This window comes from Candidatus Clostridium helianthi (assembly GCF_045310795.1).
Taxonomy (GTDB): domain Bacteria; phylum Bacillota; class Clostridia; order Clostridiales; family Clostridiaceae; genus Clostridium; species Clostridium helianthi.
The window spans coordinates 23,817-49,482 of sequence record NZ_JBJIAB010000010.1 but is presented as its reverse complement, the minus strand read 5'-3'; the positions used below and the strand labels follow the sequence as shown (position 1 = coordinate 49,482).

Annotated in this window: 17 protein-coding genes; 1 reads left to right on the top strand and 16 read right to left on the bottom strand. The window is 30.4% G+C overall.

Annotation, left to right across the window (positions count from 1 at the left end; translation table 11 throughout):
• Positions 1-423 precede the first annotated feature (423 nt).
• From nifJ to ACJDTP_RS09950, 11 genes are all read right to left on the bottom strand, one after another.
• Entirely contained in the window at positions 424-3,933 is a 3,510-nt protein-coding gene (gene nifJ, locus ACJDTP_RS10000) for a pyruvate:ferredoxin (flavodoxin) oxidoreductase (RefSeq protein WP_077840372.1), read from the bottom strand.
• 149 nt (positions 3,934-4,082) lie between these two features.
• Complete coding sequence (locus ACJDTP_RS09995; protein ID WP_017211285.1) at positions 4,083-4,514, bottom strand: flavodoxin domain-containing protein; 432 nt, start codon at positions 4,512-4,514, stop codon at positions 4,083-4,085.
• A 149-nt stretch (positions 4,515-4,663) separates the two neighbouring features.
• Positions 4,664-5,743 carry an undecaprenyldiphospho-muramoylpentapeptide beta-N-acetylglucosaminyltransferase gene (locus ACJDTP_RS09990; protein WP_406761075.1) on the bottom strand — a complete coding sequence of 360 codons (1,080 nt, stop codon included), beginning with the start codon at positions 5,741-5,743 and terminating at the stop codon, positions 4,664-4,666.
• A 95-nt stretch (positions 5,744-5,838) separates the two neighbouring features.
• The gene (recJ, locus tag ACJDTP_RS09985; protein WP_406761074.1) at positions 5,839-7,605 is read right to left on the bottom strand and encodes a single-stranded-DNA-specific exonuclease RecJ; all 1,767 of its coding nucleotides are present in this window, start codon (positions 7,603-7,605) and stop codon (positions 5,839-5,841) included.
• A 138-nt stretch (positions 7,606-7,743) separates the two neighbouring features.
• The gene (locus tag ACJDTP_RS09980) at positions 7,744-8,295 is read right to left on the bottom strand and encodes a DJ-1 family glyoxalase III (RefSeq protein ID WP_406761073.1); all 552 of its coding nucleotides are present in this window, start codon (positions 8,293-8,295) and stop codon (positions 7,744-7,746) included.
• A gap of 532 nt (positions 8,296-8,827) precedes the next feature.
• Positions 8,828-11,740, bottom strand: coding sequence for a DNA topoisomerase IV subunit A (locus ACJDTP_RS09975; RefSeq protein ID WP_406761072.1), 2,913 nt, complete (start codon positions 11,738-11,740; stop codon positions 8,828-8,830).
• A gap of 134 nt (positions 11,741-11,874) precedes the next feature.
• A complete protein-coding gene (locus tag ACJDTP_RS09970) occupies positions 11,875-13,824 on the bottom strand; it encodes a DNA gyrase/topoisomerase IV subunit B (protein ID WP_406761071.1) in 1,950 nt (649 codons plus the stop codon).
• A gap of 444 nt (positions 13,825-14,268) precedes the next feature.
• The gene (locus tag ACJDTP_RS09965; protein WP_017211279.1) at positions 14,269-15,657 is read right to left on the bottom strand and encodes a glycosyltransferase family 2 protein; all 1,389 of its coding nucleotides are present in this window, start codon (positions 15,655-15,657) and stop codon (positions 14,269-14,271) included.
• A gap of 215 nt (positions 15,658-15,872) precedes the next feature.
• Positions 15,873-16,913, bottom strand: a complete 1,041-nt coding sequence (locus ACJDTP_RS09960; protein WP_406761070.1) for a rhomboid family intramembrane serine protease — start codon at positions 16,911-16,913, stop codon at positions 15,873-15,875.
• Between the two features lie 355 nt (positions 16,914-17,268).
• A complete protein-coding gene (gene pepF, locus ACJDTP_RS09955; RefSeq protein WP_406761069.1) occupies positions 17,269-19,053 on the bottom strand; it encodes an oligoendopeptidase F in 1,785 nt (594 codons plus the stop codon).
• Positions 19,054-19,182: 129 nt separating this feature from the next.
• Complete coding sequence (locus ACJDTP_RS09950) at positions 19,183-19,584, bottom strand: DUF6762 family protein (protein WP_065418946.1); 402 nt, start codon at positions 19,582-19,584, stop codon at positions 19,183-19,185.
• 404 nt (positions 19,585-19,988) lie between these two features.
• Here ACJDTP_RS09950 and ACJDTP_RS09945 point away from each other — a divergent pair, with 404 nt between their 5' ends.
• A complete protein-coding gene (locus ACJDTP_RS09945) occupies positions 19,989-20,402 on the top strand; it encodes a hypothetical protein (protein WP_406761068.1) in 414 nt (137 codons plus the stop codon).
• Positions 20,403-21,315: 913 nt separating this feature from the next.
• On the opposite strand, the gene dltC is transcribed toward ACJDTP_RS09945, so the two are convergent.
• Genes dltC through dltD form a run of 5 tightly spaced genes read right to left on the bottom strand, consistent with a single transcriptional unit; the run spans position 21,316 to position 25,573 of the window.
• Positions 21,316-21,543, bottom strand: a complete 228-nt coding sequence (gene dltC / locus ACJDTP_RS09940) for a D-alanine--poly(phosphoribitol) ligase subunit DltC (RefSeq protein WP_171787549.1) — start codon at positions 21,541-21,543, stop codon at positions 21,316-21,318.
• A gap of 56 nt (positions 21,544-21,599) precedes the next feature.
• Positions 21,600-22,754, bottom strand: coding sequence for a D-alanyl-lipoteichoic acid biosynthesis protein DltB (gene dltB / locus ACJDTP_RS09935; RefSeq protein ID WP_406761067.1), 1,155 nt, complete (start codon positions 22,752-22,754; stop codon positions 21,600-21,602).
• Entirely contained in the window at positions 22,754-24,268 is a 1,515-nt protein-coding gene (dltA, locus tag ACJDTP_RS09930; protein WP_406761066.1) for a D-alanine--poly(phosphoribitol) ligase subunit DltA, read from the bottom strand. Before dltA ends, dltB begins: the two co-directional genes overlap by 1 nt.
• 14 nt (positions 24,269-24,282) lie before the next feature.
• Positions 24,283-24,423, bottom strand: a complete 141-nt coding sequence (locus ACJDTP_RS09925; RefSeq protein WP_017212532.1) for a hypothetical protein — start codon at positions 24,421-24,423, stop codon at positions 24,283-24,285.
• Positions 24,389-25,573, bottom strand: a complete 1,185-nt coding sequence (gene dltD, locus ACJDTP_RS09920) for a D-alanyl-lipoteichoic acid biosynthesis protein DltD (RefSeq protein ID WP_406761065.1) — start codon at positions 25,571-25,573, stop codon at positions 24,389-24,391. Before dltD ends, ACJDTP_RS09925 begins: the two co-directional genes overlap by 35 nt.
• Positions 25,574-25,666: the final 93 nt, after the last annotated feature.

The following is a 25,666-nucleotide window of genomic DNA, read 5'->3' as shown; positions in this document are numbered from 1 at the left end:
AACCCTTAAATAAAAAAATTGTAAAGTAATTTCAATAAATATTTTAATTATATATACTCAAAAATATTCAATTCTTAAAAATTCAATCAAAATTACAATTATTACAAATTAAATATTATATATGTTGCAATTCACGATGCACATTTCACAATTACGGCTGAAATTCTTGCAATATTTTTAGAATTGTGATAAAGAATTATTTTTGCAACATATATATAATATTTTTTCTTTTTATTTACTTTTGAAAAGAACCTTCTATATCAGCTTGTTTATATTTTATTTGCTCCAAATTTATAATCACCAATATTATTCATCAATGCAATTTCACAGTAAACAAAAAAGAAGTCACTTCTTATAGAATAATTTCTACAAAGAAGTGACTCCTCTTTTTGCGCAAATTTAGTTATTTCAATATTTTAATTACTATTGTTGATTAGCTAATTTCTTGTATCCTTCTAATCTGTCCATAGCATCTTTCTTAGTCTTTTCAAATAAAGCTTCTGCTTGTTCTGGGAATGCTTTAGCTAATGAAGAGTATCTAACTTCTCCCATTAAGAATTCCTTGAAGTCTGCAGTTGGTTCTTTTGAATCTAATGAGAATGGATTCTTTCCAGCATCTTTTAATTCTGGGTTGAATCTGTACATTTGCCAGTATCCACTAGCTGTAGCTCTCTTAGCTTCTTCTTGGCTGTTACCCATACCAATTCTTAATCCGTGGTTGATACATGGTGCATAACCGATTATTAATGATGGTCCTTTGTAAGCTTCAGCTTCTGCGATTGCTTTAAGAACTTGGTTCTTATCAGCTCCCATATTAACTTGAGCTACATATACATAACCATAAGTCATAGCCATCATTCCAAGGTCTTTCTTCTTAGTCTTCTTACCAGATGCAGCAAATTTAGCTATTGCAGCAGTTGGAGTAGATTTAGAAGATTGTCCTCCTGTATTTGAGTAAACTTCTGTATCAAATACAAATATATTTACGTCTTCTCCTGAAGCTAATACGTGGTCAACTCCACCGTATCCGATATCGTATGCCCAACCGTCTCCTCCGAAGATCCATTGTGATCTCTTAACGAAGTAGTCTTTTTCAGCTAACATTTCTTTAGCTATTTCAGTACCAGATTTTTCTAAAGCAGCAACTAATTTAGCAGCTCTATCTCTAGTTCCAGCACCTTCATCTATATTATCTAACCAATCTTGTATTTCAGCTTTTGCTGGATCATTTGCAGCTATAGCAGCTTCAGCTTTTTCAGCTAATCTTTCTCTTATAGCTTTAACTCCTAAGAACATACCAAATCCATATTCAGCATTATCTTCGAATAATGAATTAGCCCAAGCTGGACCATGTCCTTCTTTGTTAGTTGTATATGGAGTTGAAGGAGCTGATCCACCCCAAATTGATGAACATCCTGTTGCGTTAGCAATCATCATTCTGTCACCAAATAATTGAGTTATAAGCTTAGCATATGGAGTTTCTCCACAACCTGCACAAGCTCCTGAGAACTCAAGTAATGGTTGTTCAAATTGGCTTCCTTTAACTGTGTTTACGCTCATTGGGTTCTTCTTAACTGAAATATCATGTACTAAGTAATCCCAAGCTGGAATATTTACATGTTGGCTTTCTTGTGGTTGCATAACTAATGCTTTTCCTGGAGCAGGACATACTTGAGCACAGTTTCCACATCCACTACAATCTAATGGAGAAATACCCATAGCATAGAATAATGGTTCTTCAGTCTTTAATGCTTTAGCTGCAACTGCTTTAACTGATTCTGGAGCAGCATTCTTTTCAGCTTCTGTTAATAAGAATGGTCTTATTACAGCATGTGGACATACATATGAACATTGGTTACATTGAATACATTTTTCTTTATCCCATTCAGGAACATTTACTGCAATTCCTCTCTTTTCGAATGCTGCAGTACCTGCTTCAAATGTACCATCTTCCATTCCTGCAAATGCAGATACAGGAAGTTGATCTCCTTCTTGTCTGTTCATTGGGATAACTATATCTTTAACAAATTTAGTTGCATGCTTGATTTCTTCAGCTGCTTCATCTTGTGCAGTCTTCCAAGCTTCTGGAATATTGATTGCAACAATAGATTCAACACCTTTATCGATAGCAGCGTTGTTCATGTTAACAACTTTTTCACCCTTCTTACCATAAGAAGTTACAACTGAATCTTTTAAGTGCTTAATAGCATCTTCAACTGGAATAATGTTAGCTAACTTGAAGAAAGCTGATTGCATTATCATGTTGATTCTTCCGCCAAGACCGATTTCTTGAGCAATTCCTACAGCATTAATAGTATAGAACTTAATGTTGTTGTTTGCTAAGAATCTCTTGTATGATGCAGGTAATTTTTCTTCTAATTCTTCTGGAGTCCAGATAGTGTTTAATAAGAATGTTGAACCTGGTTTTAATCCTTCAAGTACATTGTATTTGTGGATGTATGATTGGTTAGAACATGAAACAAAGTCTGCTTTGTTTATTAAGTATGGTGACTTAATAGCTTTCTTACCAAATCTTAAGTGAGATACTGTAATTCCACCTGATTTCTTTGAATCATAGAAGAAGTATGCTTGAGCATACATATCAGTATTATCTCCGATAATCTTGATTGCGCTCTTGTTAGCTCCAACAGTACCGTCTGATCCTAATCCCCAGAACTTACAAGCTGTAGTTCCTTCTGGAGTAGCATCTATATCTACATGAACTTCTAATGAAGTGTTTGTAACGTCATCTTTGATTCCGATTGTGAATCCGTTCTTTGGTTCAGCTTGTGCTAAGTTTTCATAAACTGCAGCAATGTGACCTGGATTTGGATCCTTTGAACCTAAACCAAATCTTCCACCAACAACAAGTGGTGCATCAGCTTGGCCATAGAATGCATTTCTTACATCTAAGTATAATGGTTCCCCAGTTGATCCTGGTTCTTTAGTTCTATCTAATACAGCAATTTTCTTAACTGTCTTTGGAATAGCTGCTAATAATCTTTCATTTGAGAATGGTCTGAATAATCTTACTTTAACAACACCAACTTTTTCTCCGTTAGCATTTAAGTAATCTATAGTTTCTTCACAAACGTCAGTAGCAGAACCCATAGCTATGATTACTCTATCAGCATCTGGTGCTCCATAGTAATCGAAACAGTGATATTCTCTACCAGTTAATTTAGTAATTTCAGCCATGTAACCTTCAACAGTTTCTGGTAATTCATTGTAGAATTTGTTTACTGCTTCTCTTTCTTGGAAGTATACGTCTGCGTTTTGTGCAGTACCTCTAGTTACAGGATGATTTGGATTTAAAGCTCTAGCTCTGAAAGCAGAAACTGAATCCCAATCTACTAATTTAGCTAATTCATCATATTCAAGAACTTCAATTTTTTGAACTTCGTGAGATGTTCTGAATCCATCGAAGAAATTACAGAATGGAATTCTTGTCTTAATTGCAGTTAAATGAGCAACTGCTGCTAAGTCCATAACTTCTTGTACTGATCCTTCTGCAAGCATTGCAAAACCAGTTTGTCTTGCTGCCATAACGTCTTGGTGATCTCCAAATATGTTTAAAGCAGAAGTAGCTAATGCTCTAGCTGATACATGGAATACTCCTGGTAACATTTCACCAGCAATTTTATACATGTTTGGTATCATTAATAATAAACCTTGTGAAGCAGTGAAAGTTGTTGTTAATGCTCCAGCTTGTAAAGATCCGTGAACTGCACCAGCAGCACCAGCTTCTGATTGCATTTCCATAACTTTAACAGGTTGTCCAAAAATATTTTTTCTTCCTTGTGCTACCCATTCATCTACGTGTTCTGCCATTGGTGATGATGGTGTGATTGGATATATTGCAGAAACTTCTGTAAAAGCATATGCTATATGAGCTGCTGCAGTATTACCATCCATAGTTTTCATTTTTCTCATCGCGTTGACCCCTCTTTCTAATTTTAAACATAAATTAGTAATTTAAATTTATTAATAAGTTAGTCTTAAAGACCACCTAATAAACATATTAATATTTATCTTAAGAGATTTTTAACAATAGAGCACGAAACAATATGACAAACCTTATATTAATTAACTAGTTTTTTTCCTAATTGTTTAATAATGTTTGCCTGCGTTTTAGTTGGTGAATCTTTAATTGTTAAATCTCCAATTACATTAAAACCATAAGATGACATTTCATCTTTCCATAATTTCATAAAAGTATCTTCAATCCACCCGTAAGTTGCAAATAAAATACAATTTTTATTTATGTTTACATCTCTATAGTTTTGTAATTGATCTAAAAATGGTTTCATTTCTTCCTGTTCGATTTTAGTGGCATCTACTGCTGGACTTCCAAAAGCAATAGAATCAGCTTCTAAAACATCTTCCAATGTGGCATCTGCAACGTGCTTCACACTTACTTCCGCTCCTTGCTCCCTAGCACCATCTGCCATAGTGTTCGCAAGTGCTTCTATATTTCCTCCACAACTCCAATAAATGATTGAAACTTTTTTCATTGTAATGCACCTCATCTTCTTGTTAAATAATTAACTTATGTTTTCACTAAAATGAACTTACTCTTTTATTATATCTCACATATTTTTTTTTGCAAGATTTGATTGTATAATTTGTGCTTTATTTAAATAATAATTACAAATTTAATAAATTATTTTTTTATCTTAACACTTCTTAATAATACGTTTATTATTGCTTCAACACCGCTTTTGGCTTGACTCTTTTCCATATTATTAATTAATTCATCTTTTCTTTTTTTTAGCTCAAGAACTTTTTCATATAATACATTATTTTTAATTTCTTCTTCTTGCAGCATTAATGAATACCCTTCTTTTTCAAACGACTTAGCATTTAATATTTGATCCCCTCTACTTGCCTTTTTTGAAAGTGGTATTAATAGTGTTGGTTTTTTTAATGCTAAAAATTCAAATATAGAATTAGCACCTGCTCTTGAAATTATATAATCACAAGCCTTCATAAGGTCAGGCAATTCTTCGGTTACATATTCAAATTGCTTATACCCTTTTTTATTTAAAAAATTATTATCTACATTACCTTTTCCGCAAATATGAATTATATTAAAATCTTTTAAAAGCTTATCTAGATTTTTTCTTATTTCTTCATTTATGAGCTTAGAACCTAGACTCCCCCCCATAATAAAGAGAATCTCCTTATTGTCAGAAAATTCACATATTTTTTTTCCTCTAGTCTTATCTCCGTTAAGTATTTCTTCTCTGATTGGGCTTCCTGTAAGTACTCCTTTATCATCCTTTACAAACTTTAGACTTTCTCTAAATGTGACACATAGTTTATCACAAAATGGTGCCGAAAGTTTATTTGCAAGCCCTGGAGTCATATCTGATTCATGTGCAACCACTGGTATTTTTTTAATAGATGCTGCTATTACAACTGGAACAGCTACAAACCCCCCCTTTGAAAAAATCACATCTGGTTTTTCTTTTGATAATATTTTTAGTGCTTGAGCAATTCCCTTTAAAATTTTGAATGGATCAGTAAAATTTTTCACATCAAAATATCTTCGTAATTTCCCGCACGAAATTCCGAAAAAAGGTATATTGTTTTTAGTTATTATTTCTTTTTCAATGCCGTCAAAACTTCCGATATATTTTATCTCAAAGTCCTTTTGCTTTAATTTAGGAACTAAAGCCAGATTAGGAGTAACGTGACCAGCAGTTCCTCCCCCTGTCATTATTATTTTATACTTAGCCAAAAACTATCATCCTTTCTTATAATCACTCAAAATTTATGATATGTAATTTTAAGTTTATAACATTTTTTTATGCTTAGCTAAAAAACTTTATATCTTTATCTATAGTTTTGTACTACAATTTGTATAGTAGTATTACCATTATATTCATTAATACTTGGATAAAATACTAAATCAAGGTTTACATGATTGTATTCTCCATTATAAAGTTTTTGCAATTCTTCGTTTCCATATTTATTGCTAACTTCTTCCTCAAATTTTTCAATATCCCCAAAATAAATAGCATCCAGAGCTTTATTCATCCTGGTCTTGAGTTTTAATTTTAGCACATTCCTATTCTTCCCAAGTATTGTTGCCCTTAATAAATTAATATTTTTCTCAGCAAACAATGGTTTAGAGTTTGATTTACCAAAAGGCTCTAATCTTTCTAAATCATTTATCACATCATAGTTTATAGTATCAAGCGGCAAAACCGAGTCTATGGTAACTTTTCTCAATAAATCCTCGTCTTTTAAAACTGTATTCTCATTTAATCTTCGCCTAAATTCATCTATATTTTCTTCCTTTAACGAAAAACCTGCTGCCATAGGGTGTCCACCAAATTTTTCAAGCAGGTCCTTACACTTAATAAGCTCTTCAAACATATTGTATTCTTCTATTGATCTTCCTGAACCCTTCACACCATGTTCCGCTTTTGTTATCACCAAAGTTGGAACATTATATTTTTCTTTTATTCTTCCTGCTATTATACCTGCTAAACTTTCATGTATATCAGGTATATAAATAACAAATACCTTATCATTTATCATTCCACTTTTTTCTATAATTTCAACAGCGGCCTCAACACCCTTCATAGTCATATCTTTTCTCTCTTCATTCAGCTTAACTAACTCTTTTGCGAGCCTTACTGCTTCCTCTTCGTCATCTGAGAGCAATAATTCCAATCCTCTTTTAGCCGAATCTAGCCTCCCTGAAGCATTTATACATGGCCCTATAATAAATCCAAGATGATATACCGATAAAGTTTTTTCTGTTAATTCGCATTCTCTTATTAATTCTTGTAAGCCTAAGTTAGTTGTGCTGTTAATAAGCTCTAATCCCTTTTTAACAAATATCCTATTCTCATCTACCAAATCTACAACATCGCAAACTGTGGCTATTGCTAAAAATTCTATGAATTTATAGCATTCTTTTTTATCTATATTAAAAGCATCATAAAGAACCTCTACTAGCTTAAATGCTACGCCCGCTCCACACAATTGTTTAAATTTATAATTACATTCACTTTGCTTTGGATTTACTACTGCATCAGCGCTTAAGCTTATGAATTCTCTGACGTTATTTTCTTTCTCAACAAATGGTATATCATGATGATCTGTAACTATTACAGTAATTCCTAATTCTTTTGCGTATTTTATTTGGTCTATAGCGGATATACCATTATCGCAAGTTAGTATGGTATCAACCCCATCTTCTTTTGCCTGCCTTATAATATTCATATTAATTCCATATCCATCTTTTATTCTATCTGGAATTTCATAATCTACATTTGCATTGCACCTTTTTAAAGCTGAGTATAAAATATAAATACTTATTACACCATCAACATCGTAATCTCCAACAATTCGTATCTTATTCTGAGATTTTATTTTCTCATGCAGTATATCAACTGATTTTTCTAAATCTTTCATCTCTCTAGCCTCATGAAATTTATCAAAATCAGGATTAATATAACTCCTTATCATTTCATCGCTTACAATATTTCTGTTTACTATAAGCCTGCTAACTAATTCTGAAAGCGCATATTTTTTAGATATGTATTTATAGTCAGCTTTTATATTTTTTATAAACCATCTTTCTGCCATTTCTTCTCCCCTCACAGCATGCCGCAACAATACCCCTAAGACCTTTGATCCTAGAGGTTATATACTTTAGATTTCCATATTTTTCATTTCTCTTATACTGAAATAAAGTGAAAACTTTCCCAGTAAATTTGATAACTTTTACCCTATAAACATCTTATATAGCATACCAGATGAAATACTTTCTACTTTATTCTCATACCCAAGAATATCTAATAACTTATATGCAAATGCCATCGCTGTTGCTGGGCCTCTGCTAGTTACTATATTCTTATCAACTACTACAGCATCTTCTAAATATTCACAATTTGGTAATTCATCTTCATATCCTGGATAAGAAGTTATATTTCTTCCCTCTGTGATTCCCGCTCTTGCAAGAACTATTGGTCCTGCACAAATTGCTCCAATTAATTTTCCTTCTTTGTTTTGCTTTTTAACAAATTTTATTACTCTCTCATCATCTCTTAAGTTAGTAGCTCCTGGAATTCCTCCTGGTATTACCACTAAATCATATTCCATATTTTCATCAAAAAGCTTATCTGCCTGAACTACCACACCATGACTTGACTTAACTTGCTTTTCTGCAATTGATACTAAATCACAAGTTACATCTGCCCTTCTTATTATATCAGATACAGTTAAAGCCTCTATTTCCTCAAAACCTTCTGCTAATAAAACGCATACTTTCTTCATATCAATTCCTCCTTAAATCTAAACAATGAGGATATCCTAAACTATTTTTTAGAACACCCTCATTCTGCTTCTCTTCAATTTATACCTACATTATACCCCATTTATTGTTTAACTACCACAAATTAATTGTTAGAATTGGAACTTTCCACTCTATAATCTTCTTTACTTTCTTGTAACCAACTACCATAAATGATTCACACATAATAATATATTATGTGTGAGTCACTCACTTTGCTAAAAAGTAAGAATCAAAATTTTTTATTTTATATACAACATAACTAGTTGTGTTTAATAAGTTCCACATTGTTCTTCGCACTCTTTTTAGCAGTGCGCACTTTTTTTTATTGGCAATATGTTCTTTTTTGTACTTTTCACTTTTTATAATTATAAGTTCTTGGTTATGCTTAATAAGTTCCGCATTGTGCTTCGCACTCTTCTTAGCAGTGCGCACTTTTTTATATGTGCTATGTTCTTAATTGTGCTTCGCACCTTTTTTATAGTTATAAGTTCTTGGTTGTGCTTCGCACCTCTTTTATATGTGTACATCTTTTATTTCATCATCAAGTGAGACCATCATTATACTTGTTCCTCTTCCAGCTCTGTTTTGAAGTTTAATATCACTTATATCCATTACTGATTTTTCCTTACCCTTAGAAACAAGTGTAATTTTTGTATTATCGGAAGATAAAATCACGCTATTGTCATCACTTTTCCTGTAATTGCTATGATACTTTCCAAAAATAACTTGATCTTCATCCCTTAAACTTATTCCTGTTACTCCCGAAGCTATTTTACCCATTATATTTACATTTTCAACCGGGAATCTTATTGCCATTCCTTTTTTAGTTATCATGATTAAATGTCCAAGCTTTATTTGATTCATTTCTACAGATACAACTTCATCATCTTCAAACTTAAACTTATAGCATGCTTGCTTTAGGAAGTCACCTTCAAATTCTTTTAACAATGTTTTCTTAACCATTCCTTTTTTCGTAAACGTGTATACTCCTAAATCTTCATCATAAGAATCAATGGAAATCAAACTTATTATCTTTTCTCCCTTTTCCATTTTACCTATAAATGCTTCTACATTTATTTCTTTATTTAAAACATTTCTCATTAAAAATACTGGTATTTTATATACATATCCCCTGTTACTAAAGATAAGCAATTCCTTTAAAGAATTTGTTTTAACTTTTAACGAATCCTCTTTTATCCTATCATAGGATTTAAACTTATTCTTATCCGTAACTCCAACACTTAATTCAAAATATTCAATTTCATTAGTGTCTTCTACTTGACTAATTTCATCCTCTTCTGAGAAATTAAATAGCTGAGTAGGTAAAATATTTCTAGCAGTTTCCTCTAGATTTTTTATTTCAAGAGTAAATTCCAACCCTAGTTTACTCTTAACTTTTAAGAACTTCTCTTCTTCTTCCAATTCTCTCATTGATACATCAATTAGCTCATCGCCATCTCTAAGTTTTAACGCTTGAAGTTTACCATATGCAGTTTGGAATTTATCTAAAGAACTTAACTTAATTCCTCCATGTTTTGTTATAAATCTAAATGCTTTACTAGGATTGAAATTATCTATGGATATAGCTGCAATTATCTTCTCATTATCAAGATTTAATGATTTAATAATATCATCTAATCTATCCCCTTTTTCTTTCCATTTCATTTCAGGAATATTAATACCCTTCGTTTGGTACATAAAACCTTTATCCGTAAATACAAGAAGTGTATCTTTAGTATTAGAATTTATTAAATATTTTAAAGAATCTCCTTCTCTATACTCAATATCTTCTGGATTAGAACTAGATCTATTGTAGTTTTTTAATGGTATTCTTTTTACGAATCCATCTTTAGATATTGTTATCATAACTTCTTCTACAATAATTAATTCTTCAACATCAATTTTACTTTCATTATCATCATGTATAATTTCAGTTCTTCTATCATTTCCGTACTTATCACTTATTTCTTTTAATTCACTTTTAACAACTTTCAAAAGCTCTTTTTCACTAGATAAAATCTTCTCAAGTTTTTTTATAAGTTTCTCAAGTTGCGCATATTCTTTTTCAAATATTTCTATTTCAAGACCTGTTAACCTATATAACATAAGTTCTAATATAGCTTGTGCTTGAGCTTCAGAAAACCCAAATTTGCTTATCAAGTTTTCCGATGCATCCTTTTTAGACTTTGAACTTCTAATGGTTGCTATAACTTCATCTAAAACACTTATAGCTTTAATAAAACCTTCAACAATATGATGTCTCTTTTTTGCGACATCAAGTTCTTTTTGTGTTCTTCTAGTTATTATTTCTTTCTGGTGCTCTACATAATATCTTATTATAGCCTTTAAACTCATAGTTTCTGGCTTTCCATTTGCAAGGGCTACCATGTTAAAACTTATGTTACATTGTAAATCAGTTTTTTTGAACAGATACTTTAGCACTTTATCTGCAACATCTTCATCTGCATTTTTCTTTAATTCAATTACAGCTCTTATTCCACTTCTATCAGACTCATCTCTAATATCTGTTATAGATTCTAATGCTTTTGCATGTCTCTTATCTCCAGTCATTTCAGATATTGTTTGGAGAATCCTAGACTTATTTCTTCTGTATGGGAATTCAGTTATAATTAGTCCCATTCTTCCATTCTCTAATTTTTCAATTGAAGTCTTTGCTCTATAAGCTACTTTTCCTTCACCAGTTTCATATGCTGATAAAATGGATTTTTCCCCTATTAAGATTCCTCCAGTAGGTAAATCTGGTCCTTTTATATATTTCATAAGTTCAGAAGTAGTTATTTCATTATTATCAATATATGCTAGTACTCCTTCTGTTACCTCTCCCAAATTATGTGGAGGTATATTAGTTGCAAGCCCTACAGCTATACCAAACGCTCCATTTACTAATAAATTAGGATATCTACTTGGTAATACTTTAGGTTCCATTTCACTATCAGAATAGTTTGGAACCATTTCTACCGTGTCCTTTTCAATATCTCTTAGCATTTCCATTGCAATAGGAGATAATCTAGCCTCTGTATACCTCATAGCTGCAGCCCCATCACCATCGATAGATCCCCAGTTCCCGTGACCTTCAATTAACGGTGCCCTAGTTGAGAAATCTTGAGCTAGTATTACCATAGATTCGTATACCGACGAATCACCATGAGGGTGATACTTACCTAAGATATCTCCAACTATTCTTGCAGATTTATAATAAGGTCTATCTGGAAAGGCCTTAAGCATATATGAACCATATAAAATTCTTCTATGCACAGGCTTAAGACCATCTCTAACATCAGGAAGCGCTCTATCTTTAGCAACTTCTATAGCATATGGTAAATAATTCTCTGGCATTGCTTCTTCTAAAGGAATACCAATTATATTATTATCTTTAGGTATAATATTTTCATTCTTTTTTGCCATACTCTTCTCCTTTTTTGATGCATAATGCACAGTTCACAATCCACAATTAATAGTTAAATTTCTAAATTTTAATTTCAAGTTCCGCAGGAACATGTTCATTAATTGTGCATTGTACCTTATAAACTGTGAATTGATTAAAATTCTCCGTATTTATACATATAGTTCTTTCTAGGTTCAACAATATCTCCCATAAGTAACGAAACCATCTTTTCTGCTTTTGCCGCATCTTCTATAGTTACTTGAAGCAGAGTTCTACTTTCTGGATTTAGTGTTGTATCCCATAATTGATCGGGATTCATTTCTCCTAGTCCTTTATATCTTTGAATCAGTGCACCTTTTCCAACCTGTTTCTTTGTATTTTCAAGTTCGTCATCACTATACGCATATTTAATTATAGTTTTTCCTTTAGTTTCCCTATACACTTTGTACAATGGGGGCTGCGCTAAATATAAATGTCCATTAGCAATAAGCGGTCTCATATATCTATAAATATAAGTCATCCATAATGTCCTAATATGATATCCATCCACATCAGCATCACTCATTATTATTATTTTGTCATATTTTAAATCTTCTTCTCTATAGTTATCCAAAGTACCTGTTCCAACAGCAGTGTTAAATATTTTTAATTCTTCAGAAGCCAATACATTTTCAAGTTTTTGTTTTTCAGTATTCATTATCTTACCTTTTGAAGGCATGATAGTTTGAAACCTTCTATCTCTGGCTTGCTTTGCAGATCCTCCTGCCGAATCTCCTTCCACAACTATAAATTCATTCACAGTTTTATCTTTCAATGTACACACAGCAACTTTTCCTGCAAGCGGTGCTGTACCTTTTCCTATTTTCTTTTTTTCTGCTTCATTTATTTTCTTAATCTTGTCTCTTCTTTTAGCTGCTTCTAATGCGTTATTAATTATACTTGTTGCTAAAGTTTTATTATCTTCTATCCATTCAGAAAATTTAGTATACACTAAATCATTCATCATAGTATATGCTTCATTATTTCCAAGTTTAGTCTTAGTTTGACCTTCAAAGATAGGATTTGTGATTTTAATTCTTACAATAGCAGTCATACCTTCTCTTAAATCATCGCCTTCAAATTCCTTATCCTTTTCCTTAACCAATCCTAACTTTTTAGACCATTCTTTAAAAGATCTTGTCATTCCAGTCTTAAATCCAGTTTCATGAGTCCCAGCTTCTGTTGTTGGAATGTTATTTACATAACTTGCAATATATTCAGTAGTTGAATCTGTAAATTGAATACATACTTCACCATATAATTGAAGTTCCCCAACAGTTCTTTCACCGTCAAAAATTATAGGCTCTTCATGAATTGGTGTTTTACTTTCATTTAGATAATTTATAAAATCTAAAAGACCATTTTCTGAGTAATATTCTTTAGTGATTTCTTGTCCTTTTCTTTTATCTATTAATTCTAATCTTATCCCTTTATTTTGGAATGCCAGTTCCTGTAATCGGCTATCTATTATATCAAATTTAAAATCAGTAGTTGAGAAGATTTCTTTATCCGGCTTAAATGTGATCTTTGTTCCAACCTTATCTGTTTTTCCAATCACCTTCAAGCTGCCAACAGCTGTTCCTGGCATTTCTCTTTTTAATTCTTTATCAAAAGCATATTCAAATCTTTGTCTGTATATATTCCCGTTTTGGTAAACTTCAACCTCTAACCATTCTGATAAAGCATTTACTACTGCTGCTCCAACTCCATGAAGCCCTCCAGAAGTTTTATAATTTTTATTATCAAACTTTCCTCCTGTATGAAGTTCAGTAAATACCATTTCAACTCCAGATTTCTTTTTGATTGGATGAATTCCTGTAGGAATACCTCTTCCGTTATCCAATACGGTTACACTTTTATCTTCATTTAACGTTATCGTTACTTTGTTACCATATCCGTTAGCTATTTCATCTATGGAGTTATCTATTATTTCCCATATACAGTGATGCAACCCCTTACTACCTGTAGATCCTATATACATACCTGGTCTTATTCTTACAGGTTCTAGCTTTTCAAGTGATGTTAAATCTGTTACATCATAAGCATTAGTATTTTTTAATTCCATAAAACTCCTCCATCTGAACACCAGTTCTTATTTTTTCGTAATTATTTCGCTCTATAAAATATACTGCCTTTCTGCTTTAATGTCAAAAAAAACTTAAGCAGACATCTCTAATCTATGATTTTATGATGGTCGCTTACTCTGTGAGCACTCAGCAAACGAACATGAGTCGAGTCTCCTTATAAAAAATGCTCTGACATTTCTTATTTTTTTAATCTTCTAAGATCTCTGTTCCTTGCATTGCATGAGACAAACAATATTTCATTATTATATCTCATTAATATTTATATTAAAATATATATTTCTAACAATACTTACTACTTATATATATTTATTTGACATTTTCATAAAACATATACCTTATCATAATAAAAATAGGATGTCAAAAAGGTCTTTTTAACCATTTTACGACATCCTGATTTCTAATTTATACTTTTGTTTAGAGTATTACACATCACATATTTCTATCTTTCTAACATGCTTAGTATGACTCCACTCTTTATTATTCTTATTTAATATACCTTGAATTGTAATTGGTATCCATGTTAATGTATATAACGCATATAACCAGAATCTAAAGAATAAAATTAATTCTTTCTTTCCTAGTAATATTCCTGTTAATATCAAGAATGCTAAGTTATAAGCTAAGCCACTCACCCAAGCAATAATCCAATTATCCATATTAGCTGTTAAATAAGGAACTACGAAAACATTACTAGAATATAATACCATCATAACTAAGAATGGTTTTGTAATTTTTTTATCAATTGTTAATATTAGCGGAGTAATCAAAAATTGAATAACCGCAAATGTCTTAAATCCAACATCACTAAACAAATAATTTATAATAAATATATTTACGCCTGTAGTATTTGCCTGTATTAAAGTTAAAACTGCTGAAATACCAAGTAACAACGTTACAAAAGGCTGCAATACGTATAGTGCGCAGTCAAACATATAAAACTTTCTTTCCATTATTGACTTCTTAACAAGCTTAAAGAAATATCTTGAAGCAACATCTGTAAAACCTTGCATCCATCTCTTTCTTTGAGTCCATGATTGTTTAAGCTTTAATGGTTTTTCATCATATATAATCGCATCATGAGCCCAACCAACTTTTTCTCCATTTAGTACAAGCTTACATGAGAATTCTAAATCCTCTGTTAAACAAGTGGCACCCCAGCCTAATTTCTTCAATGTCTTAGTTTCAATGGCAAATCCTGTTCCACCAATTTGATTAGAAAATCCTATATTAGCTCTAGCTAACTGGAACATTCTATTTTGAGTCCAAAAAGCTATTGAATAAGCCGCAGCAATCCATGAATCATCTGGATTCTTACTGTCTATATATCCTTGAACAACTTTGTAACCTTCCTGCATCTTTGAATTAATCTCTTTTAAGAAATCTTTATGTACAAGATTATCTGCATCGAAGATAGCAATAGCATCATATTGTTTTTCCATTGCAAATAACTTTGCAAACATCCACTCTAACGCATAACCTTTTCCTCTTTTATCTTTTGCAAATCTTTCACAAACATTTACCCCGTACCCTTTAGATATCTTAGCTGTATCATCTGTACAATTATCTGCAATAACGAAAACGTCATACATTTCCTTAGGATAATCTAGTTTTAGCATACTCTCTATGAGACTACCAATAACCACTTCTTCATTATGTGCTGCTATTAACAATGCAAATTTATTTTTAGGTTCATAGTTCTTATTCTCTTTCTTTCTGAAAAGCCCTATAAGTCCTAAAGCTAAATAGTAACATGTTATTGCAAAAACAAAAATTTGAAAAAATGCTGTTATGGTAAAAATGTATTTTCCCATTACATTCACTCCTAATATTTAATGAGATTTATTCCCATTTATTATTTTATATCTATCATCATACTATACCTATTTAATAATATTTCAATAAAAATAAAAAATCAACCCTATTTTCTTAAGATAAAATTAATATTGCCTTAATAAAATCCTTTACATTTCATTTTTTCTAGCCCAATTCATGATATTTCCCAAGCAATAAAAATATATAAATTTATCTAATTTTTCAACTGTTTATTTAATATTTTGTAAGAGACATATCCAATCAATGCTCCTCCAATAAGTCCACCTATGTGTGCATAATTATCAATATTTTTCACACTTAATCCTATAAATAAATTTATAAGTATTATCTGTAGTAAGCTAGATATATATTTTTTCTGCAATCTATGTCTTTCCATAATTGCAAAAGCTAACAAAGCTCCCAAAAGACCAAATATGCCACCTGATGCTCCTACTGATATAGTATATGGACTTGCTAGATAACTTAATATTGATGCTGTTATACAAGAAGTGATGTAAATAACTAGATACTTTTTAGCCCCATAAATCTGCTGAATTTGCGGACCTACTATATATAAAGAATACATATTAAATGCTATATGTATAATGCTAGAATGTAAAAAAGCACAAGTTAATAACCGCCATACTTCTCCATTATTTATAAGTGCATTATATTTAGCTCCAAAGGTCACTAGTACTGAATTATTTATTGCATTTATCATTTCCTCTGATAACAACTGAGATGAACCTAATGAATGTTTAATATTATAAATATCAATTTGCATTATTATAAATATTATTACATTTATCAATATTAAAATCATAGTTGGAATTTTATATCTAAAAAATTCTCTCTTATTATCAATATTTTTCACTTTACTTTTATTTATATACAGTTCAAGTATTTCTTTTAAGGGGAGACATGATTCATCACACTTAATAACTGTATAATTTTCTTTATCCACGATAAGTTTATTTACCATAACTGTATTATTTATATTTGTATATTCCCCTTTAGATAAAACTATCATATTTAGAGAAAAGTCTTTCCCTAAGGTTTTTATATATTCAAAAGCTTCTAAAAAGTCTATATTTTCATTTTCATCCTCGCTTATCAAAACGCAGTATATTCCATTTGATAATTCTTTAATTGCAAGAAATATTTCTCTTTTATGAAAATCACTATAATATTGTTTCATATAGAAATTCTCTGCATTCACTAAAATTTTATAAAATTCTTCTTTAAAGTTATTCATAATACCTTACCTATTCTTATATAAAAATTCATAACTTATTATTTTATAATGTAAATTCACAATTATAGACAATTTTATTTTATGTCTCAATTGTGAATTTCACATTATATATTAGGCATAATCAAAAAATAACAAGTCTATCTGCTAAGAAAAGTTCCTTGTTGCAGCATAGCTGCTCTTTTCATAAGTTTCTATTTTCCATTATGCTTCATCAACAGATTGCACTAATAGGATCGCTATGAGTCCAATCTGCTTCTTCTCCTAATGAAAAATAATCATGGCATTTTGGACTCGTTATTTTCTTTCATATGCCTTATTGAAATACATCTTGGATTTCTGAATTACCTTGCAAACCCTAGTTATCTATCATATCTAAAAGCTCATTAAATCTCTTTATTGTAGCTTCTATTGGTGCATCTGTTGTCATATCTACACCTGCATTTCTTAAAATATTTATTGGATAATCACTTCCACCAGATTTTAAGAAACCTTTATATTTTTCTACTGCATTTTCTTTACCATCTAAGATAGCCTTAGAAAAAGCTGATGCTGCTGCGTAACCTGTAGCGTATTGATAAACATAAAAGTCTGAATAAAAATGAGGAATTCTTGACCATTCGACATCTACTTCTTTATCTATAACAATTTCATTTCCAAAGTACTTAACATTTAGATCATGCCAAGCCTTATTGTAATCTTCTGCTGTTAATGGTATTCCTTTTTCTAGAGTCTCATGTGTATATAACTCAAATTCTGCAAACATCAGTTGTCTAAATACAGTTGTTCTTATTTGTTCCAATTCTTGATTTATTAAATATAATTTTTTCTTTTCATCCTTTTCATTTTCAATTAGATAGTGAATAAGTAAGGATTCATTTGTTGTGGATGCAACTTCTGCGCAGAATAATGTGTAATTTGCATAGTAATATGGCTGCTCTTTTCTTGAATAATATGAATGAATTGAATGCCCCATTTCATGTGCTAAAGTTGAAACATCTCCTAGCTCATTATTATAATTTAATAAAACATAAGGCATAGTATCATATCCACCCCAAGAATATGCTCCTCCTCTTTTTCCTTTGTTTTCATATATATCTATCCAACCATCATTAACTCCACTTTTAAAGATATCTAAATACTCTGTTCCTAAAGGATTTAATGCTTTCAATACTATATTTACTCCATCATTAAACTCAATTCTTTCTTTTGGAATTTCAATGACTGGAACATATAAATCATACATATGAATTTCATCTAATCCTAATAGTTTCTTCTTAATTTTTACATACCTATGAAGTGAATCTAAATTATTATTTATTACTTTAATTGCATTTTTGTAAACTTCTAAAGGAATATTATTAGGTTTCAATGATGCTTCCAATGCATTATTATATTTTCTAACTCTGCTGCTAAAATTGAAAGTTTTTATTGATGCACTTAGAGACGTTGCTAGAGTATTTTTCAACTTATCATATTCCCCAAATAATCTTTCAAATGCTGCTTTTCTTACCTCTCTATTTTTACCTCTTATGAATGAAGAATAGTTTCCTTCTGTTAATTCAACTTCATTACCATCTTCATCTTCTATTTTTCCAAATGTCATATCTGCATTAGTTAATATATTGTGTATTGCTGAGGGGGCATCCAAACAATCTGATGCCGCTGCTAACAATTCTTCCATCTCTTTAGATAATATGTGTGGCTTTTCTTTTAATATATCTTCGATTAAGAATTCAAATTGTTTTAATTCATCTAATCTGTTTATTTCGCTTTTAATAAAGCTATCATCTAAACTTAAAATTTCCGGTACAAAGAATGCTGTGTAACTTGCAAGCTCTGCCATATATATATCGACTTTACTCATTAAACTTTGATAAGTGGTATTTGAAGTATCTTCATCACACTTTAAATGAGCGTAAATAAATAAGTTTTCTGCCTTCCTAGATACTTTTTCATTGAATTTCAAATAATCTAGTATTGCTTCTCCATTCACAAGTTTTCCTGAAAAATCTTTTAATTTAACTGCTTCATTTTTTACATCTTCAAAGTCCTTTTCCCAATCCTCTATGCTTTTATAAATCTTATCAACCTTCCATTTAAACTTATCTTCAATTTCTTCTCTTTTCTTTAAATCACTCATATAAATACACCTTTCTTTACAAAAATTTTAGTAAAATTCTAAACCTTATTTATCTCAAGAATATTACCATATATATTCTTAAGAATATGCTTATGAAATGTACACAAATGACTATAAAATATCTTTTATCTACTCAGTATATTCAGATTCTTTTCCCTTAATAGCTTCAAATACTGCATTCATCTCATTATCTATTATAGATACCACTTCTTGTATCTTCCCTTTCATTACATCATAGTCATCTACATAATTAAATTTTATTATATATGTAGGATTGTATTCTTCTAAATCCTCTTCAATTTCATATCCTTTTTCAGTAAATGCTTCGTTATTAAATAAATCATATATTGCTGAGTATTCCCATTCTTCAACATTTTTATTTGTATCGAAATACATATATACAATATCGTCCAACACATAAAGTTTTTTTACAAACAATGCTCCTTCATTTACTTCAAAACTTCCTAGTTCTTTCTTTATAAATCCTGTTTCTTTATCTTTTTCTATTAATACTAAACTTGAAAAATCCATAGTTCCACCATCCTGTTATTTTTTTGATTATGCCTTAATAAATAAAAACATATATAAGTTTTAGAAAATCTCCTATATTGTTATTTTTAGTCATAGTTCAATAAAGTATAGACTTAATTTAAAACATATATAGTTAATTTCTCATATAAAATTATATCAAAAAAGACATTTTATAACCATAAAAATAAAACCTGGTAAACTTTTTTCCAAATATAAGACTATATTCAGAATTCACTCAGATAATAATATTTTTTCCTTAACTTTGTCATACGCTTTTGTTTTTATTATATGGAATTATATGGTAATATTTTCTTATGTTCACTCATATACTGTGAATTTAATCTTATTTATTAATTTCTTCAAACTATACTTTAGGTGCATCAAAAATAAAGGAGGTATACAGTATGCTAAATAGCGCACAGATTCAAGAAGAGTACTTTGTTTATAAAAAAAGAAGACGACGAAGACTCCAGAAAAATATTACTCTAAAAAATAAAAGAAGACTCATGTTATCTTTAACTATTTCTTTCGGAATAATAATTATAGCTTCATTCTTTATGACTCGTGATATTTATATATCAAACAATTCCAAGGACCTTGGGTTTTCTGTAGAACATAACTTTACTTCTGGCTTCTCATCAGAAAACAAACTCCTTAGAGTTCAAAAAATGTCACTGCTATATAATGATGGTGAAACTGCTGTTGTTGAAGCATCTGGACTTTCTAAGGCTGCTCCCCATAAGACCATTTCAATTAAAGGAAGCTTTAAAAAGGATAATAAGAAAAGCTGGTGCTTAGAAAAAATATTTGACGAATAAATAAGTTCATACTTATGCAATAAACTCGCCGAAAGAAGGGTTAATCTTTTGTTTCGGTATGCTAGAGAATAGGACTGTGGATTTCTAACATTAGAAGTTGCACCCATTTCTGCATGCTCCTGTGGCAAGCACAGGACAAGCAAAAAATGGAACAAATTCCAATGAAGAAATCCTCCAGCCTTATTCTCAATGCAACACTGCACAAAAGATTAACCCTTTTTCTAGTATCTAGAATTTCATATCATAAGTCTGATTCTTTTTTTGTATATAGATATCCAAATTTAAAACTACATTTATGTGATAACTTACCGAAATCATAAATATTTTGATTCCGAAAAGCTATGAAAATATCGCTGAAGGTTCTAAGCAGCAGGTTGTAGCCACCTTAGCACGCTCCAACTTTCAGTTTGACAAGCTAAAATGGAACAACCTACAGCTAAGAACCTTTAACAGCTCATTTTCAAATGTTTTCTTCACAAATATATTTATGATTTCTAGTGAAGATATGAACTTAAAGTTTTAGCAAATTTGTAAATACATTCATCTAATAAGTTGAATTCTTAAATTGGATATTTATATAGATAACACAATCATAAACTATACTTAAACTATGAAATATTTTCCAATCAGAAATGAGCAATATACTTTTGTGGAATGTTTCATTGGTAATTTTGATGGATGTGATTCTTTGGCTATAAGTTGCTCCAAATGTGCTAGTTCAAAGCTTGTTCTTTGAGGTTAGCACTTTGGATGCAACTTTATAGCCTTAGAATCACCCATCAGAATTACCTAGAAACAGGAACAAAAATATGTTATTCATTTCGGCGAGGTATATGCTTAAGTTCAGGTCTTAGTTGGGTTATCTATAATAGAACTATCCAGCGAGAATTCTCATTACAGAAAACTATAGATTTTATCTAGTTTCTAAGAACGCAGTCAACTTATTAACAGTTGACATATCTTCTCTTTCTAAATCTGTAGGTTGTAATTTAATTCCTAGCTTTTCTTCTATTTGAATTAAAACTTCAATTATTGCTAGTGAATCTAATAACCCAGCTTCAAAAAGATCTAAATCAAAATCTTCTGCTATTTCATCATTTCCTGTAACTTCAGTAAATATTTCTAAAACTTTGTCTTTCATAATAATATACTCCTTCTTATAGTACTAATTTTTTTAATTTCTTAGCTTGATTATTTCTATTTAAATAAATATCCTGAAAATATCAGCATACCAAAACATACTATGTGAAATGTTATTAAAACCTGAGCATAATTAAACCATTTCTCTTTTTTATGTTTCTTATAAAAACTTGATTTCCTCTGATAAATATCAGTTAAAACTAATGCAATTCCTTGATATAATCCATAAATTATATAGTATGCAGTTAGCCCATGCCATAATCCCATTATAAACATAGTGATAATTTGAGCCACGTGTGAAGCGATAAACCTATTTTTAAACCTCTTTTTTCTCATAGAATTTAACACAAATCTTGAGAAAATGTAATCTCCAAACCATCGTGATAAAGATATATGCCATCGTGTCCAAAATTCTTTCATATCCTTGCTCAAGAAAGGTTTATTAAAGTTATCTGGCGTTTTAATTCCAAAGATATAACTTGATCCAACCGCAAATAAGCTGTATCCTGCAAAATCAAAGAATAAATACATCGTGTAAGCATACATATAATTTACACTACTTAATATTGTAATACCTGAGGGTATTTTTAACAACCAATATGTATCAATTAAATATGCTAGTATAAATTTATAAGCAATTGCAATAAATATCTTTTTCAGACCTGGAATTAAATATTCTTCTAAATATATATTCTTTTCTACTTTTCTATTTAAATCATCCTCAAATCTTTTCCATCTGTCTATAGGTCCAGAACTTAGGGTCGGAAAAAATGTTATAAAATGAATAAATGTCATAAAATTTATTTGAGTTATTCTACCATCATAAATTTCTATTACTACCTGTATTGCCTTAAAGTTTAGATATGATAAACCAATAAACCCAATGTATGAAGCATAATGTGTAACCCCTGCTACTTTAGTTAATATAAGCGGAATTATTGATGCAAATAAGAATAACCAATATAAATATTTGTTATCTGTTTTTTTTCTAACAAACAAATATAAGTATATAACAAAAATTTCGCCAACTAAAAACATTGAAAATAAAGCTAATCCTAAACTTTTTCCCATGATCAAATATATCATTACAGCCGAAACAATTATTCCATAATATTTTGATTTAATCCCATTTAGCCCTAAAACTATGGCAGGAATAAATGTTAGTAGCAAGATATATAAGTAAAAGTAATCTCCGTATTGTGTCAACTTCATTATACTTCCTCCAATAGTTTTTTCCTATCAATCTTTCCATTTACATTAGTCGGAAATTGCTTAACAATTTTTATATTTCTAGGTACCATGTATGAAGGAATCAAATTTGCCAACTCTTTCTTTATCATTATTCCATTTTTTAATCCACTTAAGCCATTATCTTCTTTTAACTCAATAAACGCAGTTAAATATGCAATTTTTCCATCTTTCTCTATTGGAACAACAGCTGCATTTTTTATATTACTAACTTTAACTAAGTTATTTTCTATATCTTCTATTTCTATTCTAAAACCATTAAGCTTTATTTGGAAATCCTTTCTTCCACAATAATATAAATTTCCATTTACATAATAGCCCAAATCTCCTGTTCTATACGCTCTACATTTAGATCCGTTATAATCATCATAGAAAAATGCTTTTGCAGTAACTTGTTCATTATTAAAGTATCCTTTGCTTACACTAGGACCTACAATTACTATTTCTCCTTTTTCTCCATCACCTAACACGTTGCCTTCATCATCAACAATCTTTACAACTGATGTTTTCATTGGATATCCAATAGGTAAGCTTCCTTCTTCTAACAATAAGTCTTTGCTCATATCATTAGCTGAAACTGCTACAGTTGCCTCTGTTGGACCATATCCATTTACCACCCTTGTTCCTGGGAATCTATTTATAAGTTCCTCGCATAATGGTTTTGGTAATACCTCCCCTACAAAGATCATTGCTTTTAAATTCTGAAGCATTGTAGAATTAAAATCTTTTTCTGCAACGCACATTCCTGCAAATGAAGGAGTTGATACCCATATATTAATATCAGATTTTCTCATATCATCAAACATATTCTTTAAGTTTGAAAGTGTTTCTTTTGAAAAACCATGTAATGTTTTCCCATAACATAATCCTGGATAAATTGATGTTACAGATAAATCAAAAGAGTATGCAGCCTGATTCATGAATACTTCTTCTTTTTCATCTAAATTTAAATATTCTGCAATCCACTCAACAAAATTATCTAAATTGTTACTGCTTATTTGGACACCTTTTGGCTTCCCAGTGCTTCCAGAAGTGAATAATATGTATGCATTTTCATCTTCTTTTACCCAATTTTCTTTTTCTACTTTAACATCTTTATATTCTTTTACTATTTCTTCAATATCTTTATCTTTTAAGATTCTTATACTTTCAAAATTGCTTTCTTTGCTAAAATCAATAAGAACCTTTGGATGAACCTCACTTATAATTGCCTCCACTCTCTCTTTTGGATAGCTAATATCTATTGGTATATAAGCTCTTCCTGACTTTAAAGCAGCCATCATAACTGCCATCATTAAATTTTCCTTATTCCCATATATAATAATAGGCGTTCTATCGTCTTTAAATTCCCTTAATAAAAAAGCTGCTATGCATTCTGATATTGTATCTAATTCTCCATATGTCATAACATTTCCATCACATTTTAATGCAATTCTATTACTGTTTGAGTATTTTTTTATACCTTCTAAAATCTTCATTATTTATATCTCCCTTAAAATTGATTATATACAAATGGTATTTCAGCAAATGGTTCAAATGTTAATACTAGAATTGCTAAAATAACTACAATTGAACTTACTAATGCAAATCCTAAAGCTCTATTTTTCTTTATTTCGTTTATAAAGTTGCTCATCAATTTCAAGCCATCCTTTCCATCCTAGATGCATTACATCACACATAAAATAAGGCGTATATTCTTGATCTTTTAAGTTCAAAACTTCAAATCCTCTTTCTTTAGCCATTTCTTCCACTTTATCGAAAAACTCATCTCTACTTTGCTTAGTCATTCCAGTGTAATCATACCATCTTCCATTAGTTGGTGCTAAAATTATATATGGCTTTATACCTAGATCAACACAAGTGTCCAAATATAATTCATAGTCATCAAATTCTTTTGAATTCATTAAATCAACATTTTTATTTATATCTTTTTGAGATTGTAAATTATTTTTTAAATTCTTGTCATAATATGTGTCATATACGTAGAACTCATTATTAGTTACTTGTTTCTTTGCTTCTTCCTCGGCCTTCTTATACTCTTCATTCCAATCAACTGTTCTCAGCTGTTTTTCTGATTTTTCAGGTAGTTTCTTTAACCTTCTATATAATAGACCTTTGTCTTTAAGTTCAACAATATTTTCCCTTGCAACAAAATATGGCTTAAATATAACACTTGATATTTTAGATATTAAATTATCGTTTGTATAAAGTTTTGCATAAAGCTTTTCTGGTATATATTGTGAGCTTCCTGATAGCAGCTTGTCTACTCTAGCTGCATATGTTTTCTTATGTTCTTCACTTATTTCTTTATTTGATAAAAATTTATAAAATTGCACTGGTGCAAAATTAGCTTGAAAGTCTGTCCCGTCAACACCATGATCACTCATAAACCACTGAAGTGAAATTATAAATGCAACATTTGGTTTACTCTGGGTATTCTGGCTTCCTAAATTAGATATCTGAGTCAAGTCCTGGCAATATGCTCTACCATTAGTTACGATTGTATCCATTCCTTCTACAGGAAAAAAGGTTGTAGCTAATTGTGAGACTGGTGCCCCTAACTCTGATGACCCCTCTAATATTTGATAGTTATTATTTGTAACAAATTCATTATATACGAGTCCTCTATCTTTATAGCTGCTCCCATACTCTATATTTATTTCAGTTAAATCCTTGCTTTTTAACATAGCTCCTATTTCTTTATCCAAAAAAATATTAAGTAACATAACGGTTACTACAGCTGTAATAATAGGGAATAACATATATATAAGCTTTTTTTTCATTTGTCCCTCCTATTTCTTGTTTTTCTACTACGATTTCCATTTAATTCTATACTAATTTAAGACATATTTCAATGCAAAAGTCCCTTCTATCAT